Source organism: Flavobacterium sp. H122 (genome assembly GCF_004959765.1).
Taxonomy (GTDB): Bacteria; Bacteroidota; Bacteroidia; order Flavobacteriales; family Flavobacteriaceae; genus Flavobacterium.
Map to the genome: position 1 here is coordinate 62,307 of NZ_SJZD01000006.1, position 21,397 is coordinate 83,703.

Sequence of the window (21,397 nt, forward strand, 5' to 3'; positions counted from 1 at the left end):
ATAATTAATTGATTTGCCATTTTTGAAGCCTAAACTAAAAATAGGCTTAAAATGAAGAAACAGATTTTATTTACATTAATTATTTCCCTCATTATTTTAACGAAAGTAAATGCTCAAAAGCGAATACTTTTCGTAACATCCAACCAACACTTTTATGGCAATACAACCATTAATGCATCCAACCATTTTGGCGAAATTGTCATACCGCACGATGTTTTTACAAATGCTGGTTTCGAAATAGACTTTGTGAGTCCAAAAGGAGGAGCTATACCAATCGGATACATTAATACCTCAAACGATATTCAAAAAAAATACCTGTATGATGGATTTTTCATGAATAAGTTAGCCCATACAATAAAACCTTCTGAAGTCAATGCTGATAACTATTCGGCTATCCTTTATACTGGCGGCGGAGCGGCAATGTATGGAGTAGCGGAAGACACTTTGATCCAAAAAATTGCAAGACAGATCTATAAACGTAATGGAGTTATTTCCACTATATGCCATGGGACAGCAGGAATTGCTTTTTTAAAAGATGACAACGGAAAATCTTTGTATGCCGGAAAAAGAATAACAGGCTTCCCTGATATATTAGAAGATAAGACCAAGGAATATTATAAAACATTCCCTTTTGCAATGGACAAGGCCATTAAAGACAACGCAGGAAATTTTGTCTACTCAAAAGAAAATAATTTTTATGTTGTTGATGGGAGATTTGTAACTGGCCAGGACCCTACTTCATCAGTATCTGTTGCCAATGAAGTCATAAAACTACTAAATAGTCAAACGGTTAACTCAAACACACTTATCGAAAAAAGCAATTTAGATCAAATAAGGGAAACTTTGCTGCACTACATAGAAGGAACTGCAAATGGACAACCCGAAAGATTACGAAAAGCTTTTCATCCAAAGTTTAATTTATACACGGTTACAAAAGATACTTTATGGACACGCTCGGGTGAACAATACATAAATAATTTCCATGAAGGTGAAAAAACAAATAGAATGGGACGCATCATTTCTATCGATTTTGAGAAAGATGCAGCCACTGCCAAAGTAGAAATCATAGCTTCGGACACTAGACTGTTTACCGATTATTTTTTACTGTTAAAGTATCAGGACTCATGGAAAATTGTGCATAAAAGTTATACCTGGCGAGAATTGCCTAAAACAAATCAGAGCGAATTAAATCCGGAATTTTTTGACCAGTTCATGGGAGATTATGTAACACCTGAAAATGAACTTATCGTAATAGGTCGTTCAAAAATTAAGTTATATGCTTTTAACGAACAAACAAACGATTTTCGTGGATTAAATAAAGTAAGTGACAATACATGGACAGCAGGAAGCTCAATTAAATCGAATGAGGTCAAACAAACCTATAAATTTAAATCAAATAAAATTGAAATCTACGAAAACGAAAAACTCATAAAAACAGCAGTTAAAAAATCATTTTATACTAATAAAAAAGTAAAATATCACAACTCAAAAGGAGTAAGATTAGGAGGAACTTTATTTATCCCCGAAAAACCTACTGGAATTGCTGTTGTGCTGGTTCACGGTGCAGGGCCGGAGGACAGAAACGGCTACTTATCCAACTTAAGGTTATTAGCAGATAATATTGCAAGAGAAGGTGTTACCGTTCTTACTTATGACAAACAAGGCGTTGGAGAATCACAAGGAGTCAGCTATGAGAAACTTAACTTTGCAGATTTAGCTCAGGATGCATTAGCGGGTATTGATTTTTTAAAATCCCGAAAAGATTTATCTATTGCAAAAATTGGACTTGTGGGTGTATGGCAAGCAGGCTGGATTATTCCAAAAGCAATAGAGCACAGTAGTAATAAGATTGATTTTGCAATGACGATAACTGCTCCGGGAACAAGTATGAAGATTAAAGAAATGGATCCCTATGGAACAGAAATTGAGATGAGATGCAAAGGAACCTATTCAGAAACTCAAATTTCTAATGTTGTAACACAACTCAAATATTTTTATGAGTTTTTAGAAAATCCAGCATTAGCGAAAAAGTTAGATGATTACACAAAAAGTATTGACAAAGATGCATCCTTAAAAGAGTGGTTACGTCCTACAAGCGACAAAGTCGATTTGGTAAATAAAAAGGATTGGTTTACCGTACAGGAAGTAAATTATGACGCCATACCAGTATGGAAAAACTTTAACAAACCTGTGTATATGTCATTTAATGAATGGGAAGATTTACCTTCATCCTTAATAAAATCGAGAATTGATGATCTTAAAAAGAAAAACATACATACAACCTTAATCAAAAATTCCCAGCATGGTGGTTTTGAAACAAGTTCCGGTTGCAGTGGAGATTATTCAACCTTGACAAAATACAATAAGGATTATTTTTCTCAGATAAAAGCCTGGTTAAAGACAATCAGAATGTCTAATTTATGATAGCAAGAATCAATTAAAATTAAAAAATGTCAAGCCTAAGATTCCTGATATTGAATAAAAAACAAAACCCCGATTTCGCAATCGGGGTTTCTTTTATTCCTTCTTCTTAAACCAATCAAAATTGGTGATGTATGATATTCTAACCGTGGGGTTATGCTCTACAATGGTATTTTTTAGATTCCAAATGTTTTGATGGATGTAATTCAGCTGTATTTGATGATTAGCATCAAAATTATAGCCTAACCCACCTATAATCCGGTTTTGCTGCACTAAAGTTTCAGCATCCATTACACCCACATTCACAAAAATTTCATCGCCCAAAACAGCAAATATTTTAGCTTTACCGTCTTTCTTAACTAAAGGCTGGTTGAGCAGAAACATATAGCGCAGGCGGTTACGGTATTCATAATGAGAGATTTCGAATTCTCCCTGACTGTTTGCCTCTGCAATACCTACAAACCGGTTTTCATCGCGCAGACGGTGCGTAAACTTCAAATCGTTTGCATTGTGCGTAAAAGTCCCCTGCAGCCACCCATGATGTTCCGGTGTGGTTATTTTATTCATTGGAATTTCACCGTACACATAAGTATCATAATAGGTATAACCAACACTTCCGGTAAAGGATTTCGAAAATTGATAATCAACAGACGGCCTTACAAACCATTGCTGCTTTTCTGAAAAACCATCAGCATAACGCATTGTGGCTTCTAATGTAAAAGACAACTTTTCAGAAAACTTATTTTTTCCTGAATAATGCAGCCAGACATTAGTATTATTTGAAATTTCCTGAGAATAACTTTGGCAGAATACCATTAAAAGAAGAACAAGAGTTCTTACTCTAACAATATTTTTCATTTTATTTTTATTAACTGTTATTCGATATGTACTTTCTTTTTAAATATTTTCCAAAGCACCGGCACAGTAGTAAATGCCACAATTCCTATAACGATAAATTCGATATAGTGTTTTAAATCAATATTAAACTGATCCAAAAACAATTGGTGCAGGTAGTGTCCTGAAAATATCATTGAAAATGACCATAAAAAAGAACCTAGAATATTATAAAACATGAATTTCTTTTTATCCATAGAAACGATTCCTGCAATAACCGGCGCAAAAGTCCGTACTATAGGCAAAAAACGGGCAAAAACAATCGCTCTGTTACCGTATTTATCAAAGAACTCCTTAGCCTGATACAAATATTTTTTCTTGAATAAAAAAGTATCTTTCTGGTTGTACAAGTAACTTCCGCTTTTGGAACCAAACCAATATCCGGTCATATTCCCTAAAATCCCCATAACAGATACTAAAGCAGCAAACGCAGTAACATTAAGAAAATCATTCCCCAGTGAAATCTGCTGCATCAAAGACTCGCTGTAAATTCCCGCCAGAAAAAGCAAACTGTCACCCGGTAAAAAAAAACCGGCCAGCAACCCGGTCTCGGCAAAAACAATAAATAAAACAACAAGGAGTCCTATTTTAACCCCTCCTACTTCTAACAATATATAGAATTCGGGATTGAGAAGCTGTAACCAGTTAAAATCCTTCATATTTTAAATTTAGGCATTTTGAAGGGCGAAGGTACTACTTTTAGCACAATCGCCCTTTTTTTATTTCATTAAATTAATCTTAAAATTAAATATCCAACTGATACATTTCGTGGAGATCATCATTTTTGGAAAAATTAACCTCCAAATCCGTCACATACCCGGAATTTAATCCGTACACCCAACCGTGCAAAGACAATTCTTGTCCATTTTTCCAGGCTGTCTGTACAATTGAGGTCTTAGCCAAATTGAGCACTTGTTCCTTTACGTTCAATTCGACAAACCTATTAAAACGCTCGTCCTCATTTTCGATGGCAACCAGTTTTTCTTTATTAAAACGGTAACTGTCTTTAATATGTCTGATCCAGTTGTCAATCACGCCGTACGAACCGTTACCCATAGCTGCTTTAACCCCGCCGCAGCCGTAATGGCCGCAAACTATAATATGACGTATTTTTAAAACGTTGACAGCATAATCCAGCACGCTTAGCATATTCATATCACTATGCACCACCATATTGGCAATATTGCGGTGCACAAATACCTCCCCGGCCTTTGTACCTGTAATTTCGTTAGCAGGCACACGGCTGTCGGAACAACCAATCCACAGTAATGGCGGCGTTTGACCTTTAGCCAAATCTTCAAAAAAGTTTGGATCCTGATTTAATTTATCATTCACCCACTTTTTATTGTTATCTAATATTTTCTTATAAAAATCACTCATCCAAATTTGACTATTTTGTTACAGAATTATTTACCTAATTCTTTTAAAGACAAATCAGCATTCTGCTCATCTTTAATGAAATTAGTATCCGGATAAAATTCTACAGCACCGGTTTCAATATTATACATTGCACCTACAATACCTATCTCTCCGTTCTCAACCATCTGTTCCAAAATATAACTGCGCTGCAGGATTGATTTCACCGTTCTTTTTACGTTAATTTCAGCTACATTTTCAACAAACTCAGCATTTTTAGACGTTCTGTTTTCTTGTGTTTCCTGCTCCTGATAAACCGCTGGCTGCAATTTAGACAATAATTCTGTTAAATTACCCATTTCAACATGGTCACAAGCTCCTTTTACAGCGCCGCATTTAGTATGTCCTAAAACCACAATCAGTTTTGAACCTGCTACTTTACACGCAAATTCCATACTTCCAAGAATATCTGTATTTACAACATTTCCGGCAATACGGATTGAAAAAACATCTCCTAACCCCTGGTCAAAGATAAGCTCTGCAGAAGTACGGCTGTCAATACAGCTTAAGATAGTTGCAAACGGCCATTGTCCATCACTGGTCGCATTTACCTGTTCCAGCAAATCACGGTGCAATTTTAAATTATTTACGAAACGATTGTTTCCTTCTTCTAAAAGTTCTAACGCTTTTCTTGGTGTTATCTCTGATTGTAATTCTTTATTTAAAGTTCTCATTATAGTATTATTTTGTTGTGTGTTCTACGTAAATATGTTTTTCTTCTTCTCCGGTATTCTCTAATTCATAAGCTTTTTTAAAGCCTACTAATTTAACCTTAATATTTTCTTCTTTGGCACGAATCTTTTTAAATTCCTTTATCAAATCCAAAACATCATGTGCAATATAAACTGTATCAGCAGCATTAATAACAACTTTTGAATTTTCAGGAATCGAAGATAGAGTTGCTTTTATCGCCGCTTTATTCAAAAATGAAACTTCCTGAGCCAAATCTATATGTATTACATCTCCGTCTTGATATTGTTCTTTTCTGAAATCATAGGCACGTTTCATGTTTCCTCTCAGAATAAAAATAACACTAATTATTAAACCAAGCGCAACACCTTTTAACAAATCAGTAAATACAACAGCCAGCATAGTAGCAATGAAAGGAATAAATTGATACTTCCCTCTTTCATAGAAATGCTTAATCACTTTAGGATTAGCCAATTTGTATCCAACCAACAATAATACAGCCGCTAAAGTTGCCAGAGGAATCATGTTTAAAACCGAAGGAATTGCAATAGCACAAACTATCAGTAAAACACCGTGAAACACAGCTGACATCTTTGTTTCCGCACCTGCATTTGAATTTGCAGTTGTACGCACCACAACAGAAGTCATTGGCAAACCACCCAATAAAGCACTCACCATATTCCCTATACCTTGTGCTTTTAATTCGACGTTAGTATCAGTATAACGTTTGTGTTTGTCCATTCTGTCAGCCGCTTCAATACAAAGCAAAGTCTCGATAGAAGCGACTACCGCAATGGTAATACCTACGATCCAAACTTTTTGATTTGTGAAAGCTGTAAAATCAGGCATTGCAAAACTCTGTTTGAATTCGTCAAAAGAGGTCGGCACCGGTAGTTTTACCAAATGATCATCCAAAACAGCCAGTGAAGAACCTGAAGCGATAAAAGACTGGTTGATAATAATCCCCACAATAACAGCCACAAGTGCTGCAGGAACTAATTTCAGGTTTTTCAAGAAAGGTACTTTATTCCATCCTATTAAAATCGCCAATGAAACTACAGTAATAATTGTTGCTCCTAAATGAATGTTACCAACAACAGAAAAAATTTCAGAGAAAGTGTTTTTTCCGTCAGGCTGTAAAAAAGCCAAATCCCCTTCATAATCTTTATCATAACCAAAAGCATGCGGAATTTGTTTCAGGAAAATTATAACCCCGATACCTGCCAGCATTCCTTCGATTACATTATTAGGAAAGTAGTTGGAAATTGAACCTGCGCGTAAAAAACCCAAAGCAATTTGAAGAATCCCTGCGATTAATACCGCCAATAAAAACACATCGAATCCGCCCAAATCAGTAATTGCAGTTAATACGATTGCTGTCAAACCAGCTGCCGGCCCTGATACTGAAAGATGGGATTTACTCAGGAAACCTACCACAATACCTCCTACTACTCCTGAGATAATTCCGGCAAATAAGGGAGCACCGGATGCCAATGCAATACCTAAACACAAAGGTAAAGCCACGAGAAAAACCACTAGTCCTGCCGGCAAATCAGAACCAAGGCTACCAAAAATATTTACTTTTTTTGTCATATCCTTAAAAATTTAAAACAATACCTGCCAACAAGACGCTCTTGTGGCTGTTACGAATGTTTTAAACCTGTTCAGGAGGCGAAAAGAATGGATTAAGGGCTGACGAATAATCTTTTAAAAGGTAAAAGTCAAAATTGTTTTTTTGAGAATTTTCAACAATAAACTCGTCATAAATGTTTTTTCCAAACACTACTTCAGATTTGAGCTGTTTCGTGACTTTCTGATGTTCTTCTTCTTCAGTAATATTAAAAGCAATTGCTGAATTGTTTTTTTCGTTTATCACGCAAATGATAACTGAAGAAAACTGAAACAGCATGAAAAATGCTAATACTATTTTGGCGAAAAATTTCATGCCGCGAATATAGAAAATATTACTTTTTCAGGAGCACAGATTAACATTTAATTAAAATAAAAAACCTCAGCAAACGCTGAGGCTTCTTTTTTATTTGATTCTTTCATACTGGCAGCAACCATGAAGTTTATCATAATCGGTATCAGTTGCTTTTACATTTTTAGTATCGTGACCAGCTTTTGCAATTGCTTTTTCCACTTCTTTAATTGAAGATTTTTCTTCATTTAAAACTATACTCAACTGATGTGAATCGGTACTCCATGACGCCATTTTAACGCCTGCTACTGAAAAAGCGGCTTTTTCAATACGTTTTTTACACATTTCACAGTTACCGTTTACCTCTACTTCGTATTTGGCATTTTTACTTTTCTTCTCCTGAGCCAATGTTGTGAAACCTATCATCAGCATTAACAGTAAAACAATATTTTTCATGATTTAGATTATTATTACTTGTTGTTATAAAAAATTACTTCACTTTAAACCGCAGCCCTGCATAAAACATCTGACCAAATACAGGTGCATATACTACTGAACTATCAAAATTTGTTCCAAAAGGATCATTTACACCCACAATGGCTTTTTGCTGTTTGTAATTACCCAGATTCTCCACTCCTGCATACATTTCAAAAGTCGATGAAAAAGTACGGGTTATCTGCGAATTCATCACTATAAAATCAGGTGAAAAGTTTGGCAATTCAGCATTGGTATTCTGCAGTTGCTGTTTTCCTGTCCAATTAAGCGTAAAATCAAATTTCCATTGCTGTCCTTTATCTTTTATATGCGTTTCATATTCCAGATTGGTAAAAAAACGATGTTTTGCCTGCAATGGTCTTTGATAGCTGCCTGAATTGTAATCGGTTTCAATATCATAATATTTATAAGCTGAACGGAAATTCAAATGTTTAATAATTTCTGTATTGAATTCCAACTGCAAACTGTTCGCATATGAATTTCCTTTTAGATTATAGAAATTCACTTCCTGAGCCGACTGGAATAAATCCACCACAACCTGATTTTGAAAATCGGTACGGTAAAAATCCAAAGCAACGTCCGACTGCATTCCAAACAATTTGAATTTTTGCAAAAACCCAACACCGTAATTCCATGCAATTTCAGGATTCAAACCATAGATTTTCCCTGAATTATCCAACACGTTAAATTGTCTTGAACTTCCAAAAAGAGGCTGGTTTTCAGCAAAAATATTAGCCGAACGTTTTCCTCTTCCCGCAGAAAAACGCAATACTGCTCCTTCCCAAGGATTATACCTTCCATGTAAACGTGGTGTTACAAAAAAGCCTAAACGATTGTGATAATCAGCACGTCCGCCAAGTATAATACTAAAATCATCTGTATTATCGTAGGTATATTCAAAAAAAGCACCTGCCGAATTATCTCTTCGGCTCATATCCTGCCCAAAAACAAACTCATTGTAATCGTCAGAAGTAAAGTTGGCTCCAGCCGAAAACTTATTCATTGTATTATCAATGATGGAGTTGAAAATTAAGTTGGAATAGAAACTGTTCTGCTTTATATCATAAGTTCTTAAACCAAAATACGAGTTTTGATTGTGCATGGTAAATGCATTTTGAAAACCGATACTTTGATACGGCATATCTTTCCACACATATCCTATTTTTGAAGAAAAATCAAATCGGTCTGTATTAATTTCAGAACCCCAGGCATTTGTGGTAAACTTATCAGTATTGGGATCAAAATTCATTTGTCCGGTTTGTTTTTCATCTTTCATGTATCTGAAATTCAAAAAACTAACCAGTCCTTTTTCGCCATCAGTATATTGCCAGCGGTTCATGATATTAACCTGACGTCCCAACGGATTGTCTAAAAAACCATCATCATTCATGTCTTTTTTAGACACACGCATATTGCCGTGAGCCAGCAAAGTAGTCGCCCACTTATCCCCAACTTTTTGGGTAACATGTGTATTCAGCTCAAAACGGGAATCGGTCGATCCATAAAAATTCAGGTAAAACGGAATTTCTTTCACAGGTTTTAATAATTCAGTATTAATCTGACCTGAAATGCTTTCGTACCCGTTAATTACACTTCCTGCTCCTTTTGTTATTTGAATACTTTCCACCCAAGTTCCAGGTGTAAATGACATTCCGTAGGTTTGCGAAGCTCCTCTTACCGAAGGCATATTTTCTTCGGCAATTAACAAATAAGGAGATGTAAGCCCCAGCATTTTAATCTGCTTTGTACCAGTTAACGCATCAGAAAAGTTAACGTCGATTGAAGGATTAGTCTCAAAGCTTTCCGCCAGATTACAACAAGCCGCTTTAAGCAGTTCCTTGCTTGTCAAAACCGTAGTATTGGTCGCTTTGATAAGTGATTTTTGGATCTTTCCTCTTTTTGCTTCAACTTTTATAGTTTGCAGGGTGTCTTGCTTCTGTGCAAACATGTCAACAGCAGTGAAGATTGCAATCCATATAAAAATGGATTTTATATATGAAGAGTTCATTTTTTTTTAATAATTAGTAAAACAATAATTTTTTTGAGAGTTGCTATAACTCCGTAAAAGTTTTAACTAATTATTGAATCGTAATAAATATACCGGGAATACAATTTGTAAAGCGGCGGTGCATTGGTTTCGCAATAATACTCAGGTGCATCATTTTTTTGCACCTCATCACTTACTACACCTGCAAAAGAAGACTTCCATTCATTAACTTGAATAAATGGAGCAATGTCGAGTTGAAACGTTTTGATTAAAACATTTTCAGAGGTTGATTTTTTAATTTCAACCTTACTGTTTTCACAACAGCTGTCATGCGTTGTTGTTTGAGCACAACATGATTTCTCTACTTTTGTTTCAACAGGTTTTTCTTCCAGACACGGTTCTTCCTGCTGATATGAGAAAGTAATTCCTGAAATTTCACCTTCACAGTAATGTACATTAAAGGCCAGACCTGTATTGGAAACCAATATCAGTAAAGCTAACAGCAGATTTATGCACTTTTTAAATTTCATCACTGCAAATGTAAAATTAAATCTAAAAAGAAATAACAATAATTTGTTAATTGATTTCAAAACTTTGTCCTATATAAGGTATTTCACAAAAGACATCATATTGTTCTTCCACTTTCTTTTTTAAAGCCACCAATGCTTCCGTTTCACCGTGAACCAAAAAAATCCTTTCCGGTTTTGGTTCTATTTCCGAAAGCCACTGTAGTAAATCTTCCTGATCCCCATGTGCGGAAAGTCCCTCCAGCTCCACAATCTGTGCTCTAACCGGATAATAACGGCCGTAAATTTTAATTTCTTTTTCGCCCTCAATCAATTTTCTTCCCCGTGTACCTTCGGCCTGAAAACCAACTATCATTATTGTATTTTTTTCATCGGCAATATTACGCTCCATATAAGTCAGAACCCTACCGCCGGTAACCATACCACTAGCCGCAATAACAACCTTAGGGTGTTCATCATAAACAGTATTCATAGTTTCCTCAAAATCGGTTACCAAGTCAAACATACTGCACATGGCATCACATTCGTCCAATTTCAATTTATGCCATTTTTTATTTTCTGTAAACAAATCGATTACTTTTATTCCCATAGGAGTATCTATAATATAAGGTACTTCCGGAATTCTTCCTTCCTGCTTTAACTTCCAAATTAAGTACATTATTGCCTGAGCACGCTCGACAGCAAAACTTGGAATAATTACATTTCCCCCTCTAGATATAGTTTCATTAATGCAGAATTCCATATCTTCCATAGGAATAGTATCAGGATGCAGACGGTCACCGTATGTACTTTCAAGAAATACAAAGTCCCCTTTTTTTGGTTTTATAGGTGGAAACATTAAATCATCATCATCACGGCCAATATCTCCGGAAAAAACCAATGTTTTCCCTTCCAGATTCAACGTTATAGAACACGCTCCTAATATATGTCCGGCAGAGAAAAAGCGGGCTGTAATTTCAGCATCCAGATCAACATCTGTATCGGGCTGGATAACTCTGAAATACGGCAGTACTTTTTCTGCATCTTCTACAGTATACAAGGGTTTAGCAGGAATATGTTTTGAATAATGCTCCTGATTGGCTTTTTCAGCTTCTTCCTCCTGAATTTTCGCCGAATCCATTAAAATCAAACGTGAAATGGATTTTGTTGGACTTGTACAATAAATCTTCCCTTCAAACCCCTGCATTACCAATCGTGGCAGCCATCCGCAATGATCCAAGTGACCATGTGTGAGCAACACATAATCAATAGTAGAAGGCAAAACCTCCAATGACTCCCAGTTAAGCTGACGGGTTTCCTTGTTTCCCTGAAACAAACCGCAATCAATGAGAATTCTTACCCCGTTGGATTCTATCAATGTTTTCGAACCGGTTACCGTTCCTGCAGCACCAAAAAATTGGATCTTCATTTTACTTTTCTTTAGTTACACAATGCTTTGACTTCTTTCAAAATATTCTTTATCCTGACAGGACTCAAACCTATAAACTCCAAACTGTCAGCACTCTCCCTAAGCTGATTTACCAATATCACCTGCTGCATGAGCAATTGTTCTTTTTCCCCCACCGACAAAGTAGTCAGACAGGTAATAGGATACAACTGCATAGTATCAATAAGATTTCTTAGATTATTCCCTTTGGGTAAATCCCAGCTTAACAACTCCAAACCGGAGCAGACAGCAAATTTTGCCGCGTCTTCGGTAAAACGATTATTGGTTACAATCAAACATTTATTTATAAAATCCTTTTCTTCAAACAAAACATGCGGCTGCGATCTTAAGTCATTAAATCTGGATAGAATATACATGGGTACTTTTACATCAGAAACAGATTCGCGGTTGCTGTGAAATTTACATTCCACCATGGTAATCTGATTGTCTTTCTGAAGCGCCACATCCACTTCATGGGTAACACATCTGCCCTGCAATTCTAAATTGATTCTGGTTTGATAGCCCAGTTTCCTAAAAAGCATGGACACGTATTTTTCAAAATAAAATCCGGCTGGCCCAAGCATCTCCAATGAAGCTCTCAAATTGTAACGGGCAGCATAAGGTTTTGAATCTTTTTTCAACAACTCAAAAGCCAACTTATAAATTTTTTTTGTAGAAATTCCTTCGTAAAGCTGACTCTTGATTTGTTCGATTACATCCTGGGCAGTAGTTTCATCAGTACCCGATTTCAATAACGACCTATGAAGTTTATTAACGTCAAAATCTACTATATCCCCTGAATGCTTTACAATTTTCATCTCACAAAAGACTAATTACTATAAAGTTAAGAAAATATTTATGAATTCTTCTTTTGGTAATAAAAAGCTGGAATAAAAAGAATTAAAAACAATGGTTGAATTAAAAAACGCCGGACATAAAAAAGTACCATTGCATAACTTTGGTCAAAATAAGTCAATAGTAAAACAAATACCGGAAGTAATACCATTAAAAAAAAGAAGAATAAAACTGAAGCTATTTTCACCATCGATTTATCTTCAAAAACAACATAAATAACTGCAAGACTTATCAAAGAGTTTAAACCATAGCGAAACAACAACCCGAAAACCAATTTTATAAAATCATATTTAGGATATGGCTGCTTTATAAATTCATACTTAAAGTAATCCGTAAAAGGATCATAAAACAAACACGTTTCAAAATTTCTAATCAGCAGCAATATACCTGTCAATAAAACGAGCAATATTATTCTGCTTTTATATTTAAAAAAACTAAGAAGCATATTTTGAATAATTTTTAATCCAAAACAACCACAATAAAAACACAATTCCATAAATTACTGCTGGGAAAAGCACTCCATGAAGAAAATGCTCAAATTGGGGAAATTTATAAAGCAAAGCAGTCAAACAAATAATCCGTACAATATTCAAAACGTAAATGACCACACTCCCTAATAATACGTATATCAAAGTAGCTTTTAACTTACCTGAAAAGGCAATAATAAAAGCTGTGAAAAGAATAATTACACTAGTTCCATTACAGCCTTCAATAATTCTGGCAATACTTTTCCCCTGATAAATAATTTCATACGCCATAAAGCCTGGTCTGGTTTCAATTGAAATACCCAACCATTGCGCAGCTTGCCTCACTGTTTTTGAAACATTTGCAGTTATTCCATCTATAGCATCATCTGACACTTGGGAAAGATAAAACCTATACAAAACAGACAAGAGCAGGTAGCTTAAAAAAAACTTACCTAAGAAAAGTAAAAAAGGTCTGTACTGTTGAAAAAGTGTTTTCAAAAAATCAATTTTTAACAAATTTATATAATTTTTAAAATCCGCTATAATTACTTTTGCATAAAACATAATAATAATGTCATTCGAAAACCTTAAACCTCAAGTTACAGAAATCATATCTGACCCATCACTATCCAGAGATGAAAAACTTTTAAATATCTGCCAATTATTACAGGACAACGTAAGCTATTACAATTGGGTTGGCTTTTATTTTGCCAACCACGAAGCTAAAACATTACACTTAGGTCCTTATGTAGGGGCAGAAACCGATCATACAGTAATTCCGTTTGGCAAAGGGATTTGCGGACAGGTGGCTGAATCTAATGCAAATTTTGTAGTTCCTGACGTTTCTGCACAGGACAATTATATTGCCTGCAGCTTTACAGTAAAATCAGAAATTGTGGTTCCTTTATTTGTAAACGGAGTAAACATTGGTCAGATTGATATTGACAGCCATGTTATTGATCCTTTTACAGAAGCTGACGAACGATTTTTAGAGTTTGTAAATCAGGAGGTTGCCAAATTATTCTAACACAAGAATAAAAGTTTGCTACTTCAAAAAATAAGTTTACCTTTGCACTCGTATTGAGAGAACCTCAATCTGCATAATAATCATTTAAATAATATTAGAATGTATTTATCTAAAGAAAAAAAGGCTGAAATCTTCGCTCAACACGGAGGAAAAGCTGAAAACACTGGTTCTGCTGAAGGGCAAATCGCTTTATTCACTTTCAGAATCAACCACTTAACTGAGCACTTAAAGAAAAATCGTCACGATTACAACACTGAGCGTTCGTTAGTGAAATTAGTAGGTAAAAGAAGAAGTCTTCTTGACTACTTAAAGAATACGGAAATCAACAGATACCGTGCGATTATCAAAGAATTAAACATCAGAAAATAATCAAGATGAAAAGAGGTGCCCGCGCGCCTCTTTTTGTTTTTTATTATATTGCAAGAAAAAGTTTGGTTTTTCATTGGGTTTCAAACAACTACACACAACAACACACAACACAACAACACAACTAAAACCCATTGTTTAATTAAGAATTATTTATTTTTATGATTCCAAAAGTATTTCAAGAAGTTATCGATTTAGATGACGGAAGAAGCATCTCTATCGAGACTGGGAAATTAGCCAAACAAGCTGATGGGTCAGTGGTTGTTAAAATGGGCGATGCCATGTTATTAGCAACCGCTGTATCTGCAAGAACTGCAAATCCAGGAGTAGATTTTTTACCGTTAACAGTAGATTACCGCGAAAAATTCGCCGCTGCCGGTCGTTTTCCAGGCGGTTTCTTCAAAAGAGAAGCACGTCCAAGTGATAGTGAGGTTTTAACTATGCGTTTAGTTGACCGTGTATTACGCCCACTATTCCCGGATGACTATCACGCTGAAACACAGGTTATGATTCAGTTAATGTCTCATGACGAAAATGTAATGCCAGATGCATTAGCAGGTTTAGCTGCTTCTGCTTGTCTTGCTGTATCAGACATCCCTTTTTACAACTTAATATCCGAAGTACGCGTAGGTCGTGTTGACGGAAAATTAATCATCAATCCAAGCAAAGAACAATTAGAAGTATCTGACCTTGATATGATGATTGGTGCTTCTGACGATTCAGTTTGTATGGTGGAAGGTGAAATGAAAGAAATTTCAGAAGCCGAAATGATTGAAGCAATTAAATTTGCACATGAAGCCATCAAAATCCAAATCAAAGCTCAGGAACGCTTAAGAGCATCTGTAGGCTCTCCGGCTTACAGAGAATACGAAGGTGACAAATCAGATGAAGCAGTTTACACTAAAGTAAAAGCAGCATCTTATGATAAATATTATGCAGTTGCACAGGAAGCATCTGCAAAAAGTGAAAGAGGCGAAAAATTTGCTCAAATCAAAGAAGAAGTTAAAGCATTATTTTCTGAAGAAGAATATGCTGAAAACCCGGATTTAGCAGAATTAGTCTCTAAATACATTTACAAAACACAAAAAGAAGCAGTAAGAAACGTTGTCCTTGAAAAAGGAATCCGTTTAGATGGCCGTAAAACAACTGAAATCCGTCCAATTTGGTCAGAAGTTGATTATTTACCGTCTGCTCATGGTTCAGCTATCTTTACCCGTGGTGAAACACAAGCTTTAGCTACAGTAACTTTAGGAACTTCCAGAGAAGCAAACATAATCGACCTACCATCTGAACAAGGAGAAGAGCGTTTCTACTTACACTATAACTTCCCTCCTTTCTCAACCGGTGAAGCAAAACCTTTAAGAGGTACTTCAAGAAGAGAAGTTGGACACGGTAACTTAGCACAAAGAGCGTTAAAAAACATGATTCCTGCTGATTGTCCCTATACAATTCGTATAGTATCTGAAGTATTGGAATCAAATGGTTCTTCTTCAATGGCTACTGTTTGTTCAGGAACTTTAGCATTGATGGATGCCGGTGTACAAATGGTAAAACCAGTTTCAGGTATTGCTATGGGATTAATCACTGACGGTGAAAAATTCGCAGTATTATCAGATATTTTAGGAGATGAAGATCACTTGGGTGATATGGACTTCAAAGTAACTGGAACAGCTGATGGTATCACTGCTTGTCAGATGGACATCAAAATTGACGGTTTACGTTACGACATTATGGAGCAGGCTCTTGAGCAAGCTCGCGATGGACGTCTACATATTTTAGGCAAAATTGTTGAAACAATTGCTGCTCCAAATGCTACTGTAAAACCAAAAGCTCCAAAAATCATTACAGTTACCATCCCTGGAAACTTTATTGGTGCTTTAATTGGTCCTGGCGGAAAAGTAATTCAGGAATTACAAAAAGCAACAGGAACAACTATTGTTATCAACGAAGTTGACGAACAAGGTGTTGTTGAAATTTTAGGAACAAGCCCTGAAGGTATCGATACTGTTTTAGCTAAAATTGACTCTATTATTTTCAAACCACAAATAGGAGAATCTTACGAAGTTAAAGTAGTTAAGATGTTAGACTTTGGTGCTGTAGTTGAATATACTAAAGCTCCTGGAAACGAAGTATTGTTACACGTGTCTGAATTAGCATGGGAACGTACTGAAAAACCTTCTGACGTGGTTAATATGGGAGATGTATTCATGGTTAAATACCTAGGTATTGATCCTAAAACCCGCAAAGAAAAAGTTTCAAGAAAACAGCTTCTTCCACGCCCGCCGCGTGAAGAGAAGAAAGACGATAAAAAAGAAAATCCTCAAGGTTAATTAATTCAATTAATTCAATAGGTAAACCCCGGAAAAATATTTTTCGGGGTTTTTTGTTTCTTGACGCAACCTTTATATCTTTTTAAAGACTATTAATAAAACAATCTGATAAAACTATGAAAACTAGAATCTGTTTATTATTAAGTCTTATTCCTTTATTATTTTCGGGGTGTCAGACAGAACCACTTGATGTAATAACAAAAAACAATCAAATCATTGAGAAAGATTCTGAATTATTTGATTTAATAAACCGAACTACAACCAATACAGGTGACCCCTTAAAAGACATTGACTGTATTGTTTTTGAATATCCAATAAAAATCAACCTGTATAATTCAGACAGAATAATTACAGGAAGTGTAGATGTAGATAACGAAATTTCGTTCAGTGCATTTTTAGGTTCACTTCCGGCTTCTCAGACAATAAGCATTACATATCCTTTGAAAACAACCCTTGGAGATGGTTCAATACAGGTTATCAACTCAAATGAAGATTTAAAAGAAGCAATTGAAGCATGTGAAGATGTACAGATAATAGGATACTACGAAGGTATTTTTGCTCCTAATGAACCTGATAAAAAACCTGTATGGAGAATAAACTACCAGACAAATGCGAACAATAAATATGTGAGTGGCGTATTTGAAGCTAAAAAAAACAAAACCTTGTCATTTTATTACAACGGTGAAACTTTAAACGGAACATGGTATTTTTACCGCTGGAATAATGAAACTCATCTAAATATTTCATTTGAAGGTAACACTCAAATGGCACAAGACTGGAGAGTTGACAAAAAATGCACCTTAAACGGGTTAACACTGATAATTCATGATATTGACGAAAAAGATGTTTTTTTATACAGAAACTGGGACATTACCGATCATGTGCTTGAAATAGGAGATACTGGTATTGGAAATGGAATAGTTTTTTATGACAAAGGACATTATAGTGAAGGATGGAGGTATTTAGAAGTTTCACGTGAAGAATTAGGTGATTTTGAATGGGGTTGTTACGGAACAGAAATACCTGATGCTTCAAACATAAATATTGGACAGGGATACATAAACACATCCCGCATTGTTTCATTTCATGACAATTTAAACAACTATTACACTAACCCTTCTATCTGCAATTCATCAAACAATGGAACGGTAGCATCACAAAAAGCAACCCAATATATATCAACAAATGATTTTACAGACTGGTATTTACCTTCAAAAGAAGAATTACTTTTAATACATAATAACTTACATTTACAATCTTTAGGCAATTTTACCAATTCAAAGTACTGGAGTTCAACGCAAGAGGATGCGTTCAATGCGATAGCTGTAGATTTCACAAATGGTGTAGAAACAAGCATTTCAAAAATCCCGGCAGCAAGCGACATAAAAACAAGAGCAATAAGATCTTTTTAATCAAAAAACACTCTTTTTTGGATTTACCACAAATAATAAAAGGCTGCGTTAAGCAAAACAGGCATGCACAGGAAGAACTTTATCATAAGTATAAAAAAATTCTTTTTGTGCTGTGTCTGAAGTATTGCCGGAATGAAACAGAAGCGGAAGACAATCTGCATAATGCTTTCGTTGAGATATTCACCAACATAAAAAAATTTGACGGAAAGGGATCTTTTGAAGGCTGGATAAAGAGAATAACCATAAACAAAGCCATTGACAGTTATAAAAACAAATACCAGCTGGTTCCTATAAAAGATGATTTGTCTGAAGGAGTATATCTGGAAGAAAGTACTGAAATTGACCTTTCTCTGGACTCACTTTTAACACTTATTCAGGAATTGCCAAACCAGTACCGGCTCGTATTCTGTCTATACGAATTAGACAATTATTCCCATAAGGAAATTTCAATTTTACTTTCTATTTCAGAAAGTACATCGAAATCAAATTTACACAGAGCAAAAGTGATTTTAAAGGAAAAAATAAAACAAAAAAAATCCTTCAACGATATAATTTCTCAGAATGGAAAATAAAAAAGAAATAGGAAAATTTTTCAGACAAAAACTGGAACAACTGGACAAGGTCCCTAATGACAGTTTATGGAACACTATTGAAAAGGACCTGAATATCAAACCCAAAAAAAGAATACCTCTTTTATTTTGGTTAATTCCTCTGTCAATCACTACAATTGGCTTAGTGACATTTTTTTCTATTTCATACTCCTCAGCAAAGAACAACTTTTTCAACAATAACAGAGAGAAAAATGTTTCAACCGAAGCAAATTCAAACAATAAAATACACTCTCTAAAACAGAATAATAGCTTGACGAAATCAGATTCACAGTATTTAAATTCCGATAAAATATCCTCAAGTGAATTGACTGGAGAAAACAATAAAGAAAAAGAGATAAAAACGGAATTTTCAGTTTCAAGCCAAAAAACAAAACAACAACCTGAGACAGGTTCTGAAAAAAACATGCTTTACAAGAAGAATATTTCTTCAAGTGAACCAACATCAAACAGTTCTCAAAAACAACAAAATCCAAAAAACACAAAAACATATTATACTAAAGAGCCTACAAAACTAATCATCAACACTAAAAGACTGGTAAAATCAACTCCTGAATATGATGAATATGAAATAGTAAAAAAATACACCTATGTCATAAAGAAAAAAAAGGTGACAATACCATCCAAGAGCAAAAAAACGACTGATAAAAACAGTAGTATCAAAAACAAAGTAAAATCGGGAAATAAAATTAAAAACAAAAAAACCAACAATATTGAATCAATCAAACCTGAAAAAAAACAAAAAAACATTAGAAGCAAAAACAGTAAGGCGGAAAACAAAAAAATAGAAAAAGAAAATACCGACAAAAAAACCACAGATACATTATCTGCGTTTTTGAAAAATAAGCCAATCGCTTTTGAAAAAACAACTGTGGCTAAAAACGAAAGTCAGGAAATTAAACCTGATTCAGCAGACATTGACTCTATTCAGGAAAAATTAGTCAAAAAGATTAAAAAACCACTACCCAAAAAACAATATCATAAATTAGAAAAAGATAACAAACCTGACTATTATGCAGCTGTTTTTTACGGACCTGCCATCTATGGCTATACATCAAAAAAAACAATGCCCAACAGTGATTTTGATTCTCTGGGCAAAGGACATCCTGTATCATCCTATTATGGCTTTTCTTTAAGAACTGAATATAAAAAAATTGGTTATAAGGTAGGTGTCTCAAAAATTAACTTAAAAATATCAAGCCATTTAAACAATCCTGAAATAATTCCGAATTACAATAATATTGAATTAAATCAAAATGTAACATCCACGACTATACAGGAAGATTACGAAAATGATACAGAGATAGAATTGATACAGAAAATTTCATATTATGAAATCCCTTTTGAGGTAACCTATTCAATTTTTAAAAACAAAGACAAATTCAACTCAAACATCTTTACAGGATTCAGCCTAATGATTAATGACGATAATTCATTAAGTTTAAAATCCAGAGAAAAAAATGAAAAAAAGATTGGTACTTTAAAAAACTTATCCCACTCAAACATATCATACAATATAGGCATAGGTCTAAGCTATAAAATACACAAACAATTCTACTTTGAGTGTAATCCAGTATTCAAATATTATCTTTCAACTTTAAAAGAAAACAAAGGAGTAAAACCGTATAGTTTATCACTGCAGACAGGTATAGCCTATAAATTTTAACTACTAAACTTATAAATCTGTTTTTAACAATAAAGATATTCAAAATCACAACTCTTGTTATATTAAAAGACAAATTAAAAATTTATGTTAATTTTCTCACATTTGTTTAAATTAAAACCTAATATTGCAAACAGCACTTAAAATATACTAATGAGATATAGTAGCTCTCCCTTTTTTATAATCTTTATTCTTTTTGTTGCCGGCACCAATATTGTAAAAGCTCAGTCCCATAAAGATTCCCTGTATGCATGGCATGATAAAATAACAGGAACCGAAAATTCTGAACTATACAATGGACCGGTTTACCATAATTATGAAAAAACAGAAAAAAACCATCACCGTTATTGGTATAAAAACACCTTCAGTTCAGGAACAGTAATTTTTAACGGTCAGTTATACACCAACGTGCTTTTAAAATACGACATATTTGAAGACGAATTGATTATTGCTCAAAACGAAATTAACAGCAGACTTGAAATTAAATCACAAAAAGAAAACATCTCTCATTTTACGATTGACAACAGAAAGTTTGTAAATATCAAAGGTTTTTCCAAAAACAATGAGCCCATAAAAGGTTTTTATGAAGAAAATTACACAGGAAAGGGCATTTCACTTTATACAAAACATTTCAAGAAAAAAAGGACTGTTATAAACAACAATCAACTCTTGATTGAATACGACAGTGGTGTAACTTTTTTAGTTAATATCGAGGAGCAATATTCAACCATAAAATCATATAAAGATTTAATCAAGATATTACCAGAAAGAAAAGATGACATCAATTCTTTCTACTCTTCAAATTCTAACTTCGAAAAATCAGACAAAATTAAGTTCATGAAAAATCTGGTTTTATATTTAGTAAATTCATCTCAAACGCCAACGAATTAAA

Annotated in this window: 21 protein-coding genes; 8 read left to right on the top strand and 13 right to left on the bottom strand. The window is 34.5% G+C overall.

Translation table 11 applies throughout. The features are described 5' to 3' along the window. The first annotated feature begins 51 nt into the window (after positions 1 to 51). On the top strand, positions 52 to 2,424 hold the full coding sequence (locus tag EZM65_RS10355) for a nuclear transport factor 2 family protein (RefSeq protein ID WP_136668488.1): 2,373 nt from the start codon (positions 52 to 54) through the stop codon (positions 2,422 to 2,424). 93 nt (positions 2,425 to 2,517) lie between these two features. Here EZM65_RS10355 and EZM65_RS10360 read toward each other — a convergent pair whose 3' ends face one another. The 13 genes from EZM65_RS10360 to xrtF form a co-directional block, all read right to left on the bottom strand. Then, positions 2,518 to 3,279: a DUF2490 domain-containing protein gene (locus EZM65_RS10360; RefSeq protein ID WP_136668489.1), complete on the bottom strand. Its 762-nt coding sequence runs from the start codon at positions 3,277 to 3,279 to the stop codon at positions 2,518 to 2,520. Positions 3,280 to 3,296: 17 nt separating this feature from the next. Next, positions 3,297 to 3,974, bottom strand: coding sequence for a DedA family protein (locus EZM65_RS10365; RefSeq protein WP_136668490.1), 678 nt, complete (start codon positions 3,972 to 3,974; stop codon positions 3,297 to 3,299). Positions 3,975 to 4,059: 85 nt separating this feature from the next. Further along, complete coding sequence (gene can, locus EZM65_RS10370) at positions 4,060 to 4,695, bottom strand: carbonate dehydratase (RefSeq protein WP_136668491.1); 636 nt, start codon at positions 4,693 to 4,695, stop codon at positions 4,060 to 4,062. 26 nt (positions 4,696 to 4,721) lie between these two features. After that, entirely contained in the window at positions 4,722 to 5,405 is a 684-nt protein-coding gene (locus EZM65_RS10375; protein ID WP_136668492.1) for a carbonic anhydrase family protein, read from the bottom strand. 7 nt (positions 5,406 to 5,412) lie between these two features. Beyond that, complete coding sequence (locus EZM65_RS10380; RefSeq protein ID WP_136668493.1) at positions 5,413 to 7,014, bottom strand: SulP family inorganic anion transporter; 1,602 nt, start codon at positions 7,012 to 7,014, stop codon at positions 5,413 to 5,415. Between the two features lie 61 nt (positions 7,015 to 7,075). Then, positions 7,076 to 7,366 carry a hypothetical protein gene (locus tag EZM65_RS10385; protein ID WP_136668494.1) on the bottom strand — a complete coding sequence of 97 codons (291 nt, stop codon included), beginning with the start codon at positions 7,364 to 7,366 and terminating at the stop codon, positions 7,076 to 7,078. Between the two features lie 90 nt (positions 7,367 to 7,456). Further along, entirely contained in the window at positions 7,457 to 7,798 is a 342-nt protein-coding gene (locus EZM65_RS10390; RefSeq protein WP_136668495.1) for a heavy-metal-associated domain-containing protein, read from the bottom strand. Positions 7,799 to 7,832: 34 nt separating this feature from the next. After that, entirely contained in the window at positions 7,833 to 9,785 is a 1,953-nt protein-coding gene (locus tag EZM65_RS10395) for a TonB-dependent siderophore receptor (RefSeq protein WP_248574856.1), read from the bottom strand. Between the two features lie 122 nt (positions 9,786 to 9,907). Then, positions 9,908 to 10,354 (bottom strand): hypothetical protein, encoded by a 447-nt coding sequence (locus tag EZM65_RS10400; RefSeq protein WP_136668496.1) that lies wholly within the window; start codon positions 10,352 to 10,354, stop codon positions 9,908 to 9,910. A gap of 46 nt (positions 10,355 to 10,400) precedes the next feature. Then, on the bottom strand, positions 10,401 to 11,759 hold the full coding sequence (locus EZM65_RS10405; protein WP_136668497.1) for an MBL fold metallo-hydrolase RNA specificity domain-containing protein: 1,359 nt from the start codon (positions 11,757 to 11,759) through the stop codon (positions 10,401 to 10,403). A gap of 11 nt (positions 11,760 to 11,770) precedes the next feature. Next, a complete protein-coding gene (locus EZM65_RS10410; RefSeq protein ID WP_136668498.1) occupies positions 11,771 to 12,595 on the bottom strand; it encodes a restriction endonuclease in 825 nt (274 codons plus the stop codon). A gap of 38 nt (positions 12,596 to 12,633) precedes the next feature. Next, a complete protein-coding gene (locus EZM65_RS10415) occupies positions 12,634 to 13,128 on the bottom strand; it encodes an exosortase F system-associated protein (protein WP_371683001.1) in 495 nt (164 codons plus the stop codon). Beyond that, positions 13,067 to 13,597, bottom strand: a complete 531-nt coding sequence (gene xrtF / locus EZM65_RS10420) for an exosortase family protein XrtF (RefSeq protein ID WP_136668500.1) — start codon at positions 13,595 to 13,597, stop codon at positions 13,067 to 13,069. The genes EZM65_RS10415 and xrtF overlap by 62 nt, the downstream gene beginning before the upstream one ends. Positions 13,598 to 13,670: 73 nt before the next feature. On the opposite strand from xrtF, the gene EZM65_RS10425 reads away from it, so the two are divergent. The 7 genes from EZM65_RS10425 to EZM65_RS10455 all read left to right on the top strand — a co-directional run bounded on the left by EZM65_RS10425 (position 13,671) and on the right by EZM65_RS10455 (position 21,396). Continuing rightward, positions 13,671 to 14,126 (top strand): GAF domain-containing protein, encoded by a 456-nt coding sequence (locus tag EZM65_RS10425; protein WP_136668501.1) that lies wholly within the window; start codon positions 13,671 to 13,673, stop codon positions 14,124 to 14,126. A gap of 99 nt (positions 14,127 to 14,225) precedes the next feature. Continuing rightward, positions 14,226 to 14,495: a 30S ribosomal protein S15 gene (gene rpsO, locus EZM65_RS10430; protein WP_136668502.1), complete on the top strand. Its 270-nt coding sequence runs from the start codon at positions 14,226 to 14,228 to the stop codon at positions 14,493 to 14,495. 158 nt (positions 14,496 to 14,653) lie between these two features. Further along, a complete protein-coding gene (locus EZM65_RS10435; RefSeq protein WP_136668503.1) occupies positions 14,654 to 16,822 on the top strand; it encodes a polyribonucleotide nucleotidyltransferase in 2,169 nt (722 codons plus the stop codon). A 116-nt stretch (positions 16,823 to 16,938) separates the two neighbouring features. After that, positions 16,939 to 18,234: a DUF1566 domain-containing protein gene (locus tag EZM65_RS10440; RefSeq protein WP_136668504.1), complete on the top strand. Its 1,296-nt coding sequence runs from the start codon at positions 16,939 to 16,941 to the stop codon at positions 18,232 to 18,234. A gap of 17 nt (positions 18,235 to 18,251) precedes the next feature. Next, positions 18,252 to 18,806, top strand: a complete 555-nt coding sequence (locus EZM65_RS10445) for an RNA polymerase sigma factor (RefSeq protein ID WP_136668505.1) — start codon at positions 18,252 to 18,254, stop codon at positions 18,804 to 18,806. After that, positions 18,796 to 20,508, top strand: coding sequence for a PorT family protein (locus tag EZM65_RS10450; protein WP_136668506.1), 1,713 nt, complete (start codon positions 18,796 to 18,798; stop codon positions 20,506 to 20,508). The genes EZM65_RS10445 and EZM65_RS10450 overlap by 11 nt, the downstream gene beginning before the upstream one ends. Positions 20,509 to 20,658: 150 nt before the next feature. Next, entirely contained in the window at positions 20,659 to 21,396 is a 738-nt protein-coding gene (locus EZM65_RS10455) for a hypothetical protein (RefSeq protein WP_136668507.1), read from the top strand. Position 21,397: the final 1 nt, after the last annotated feature.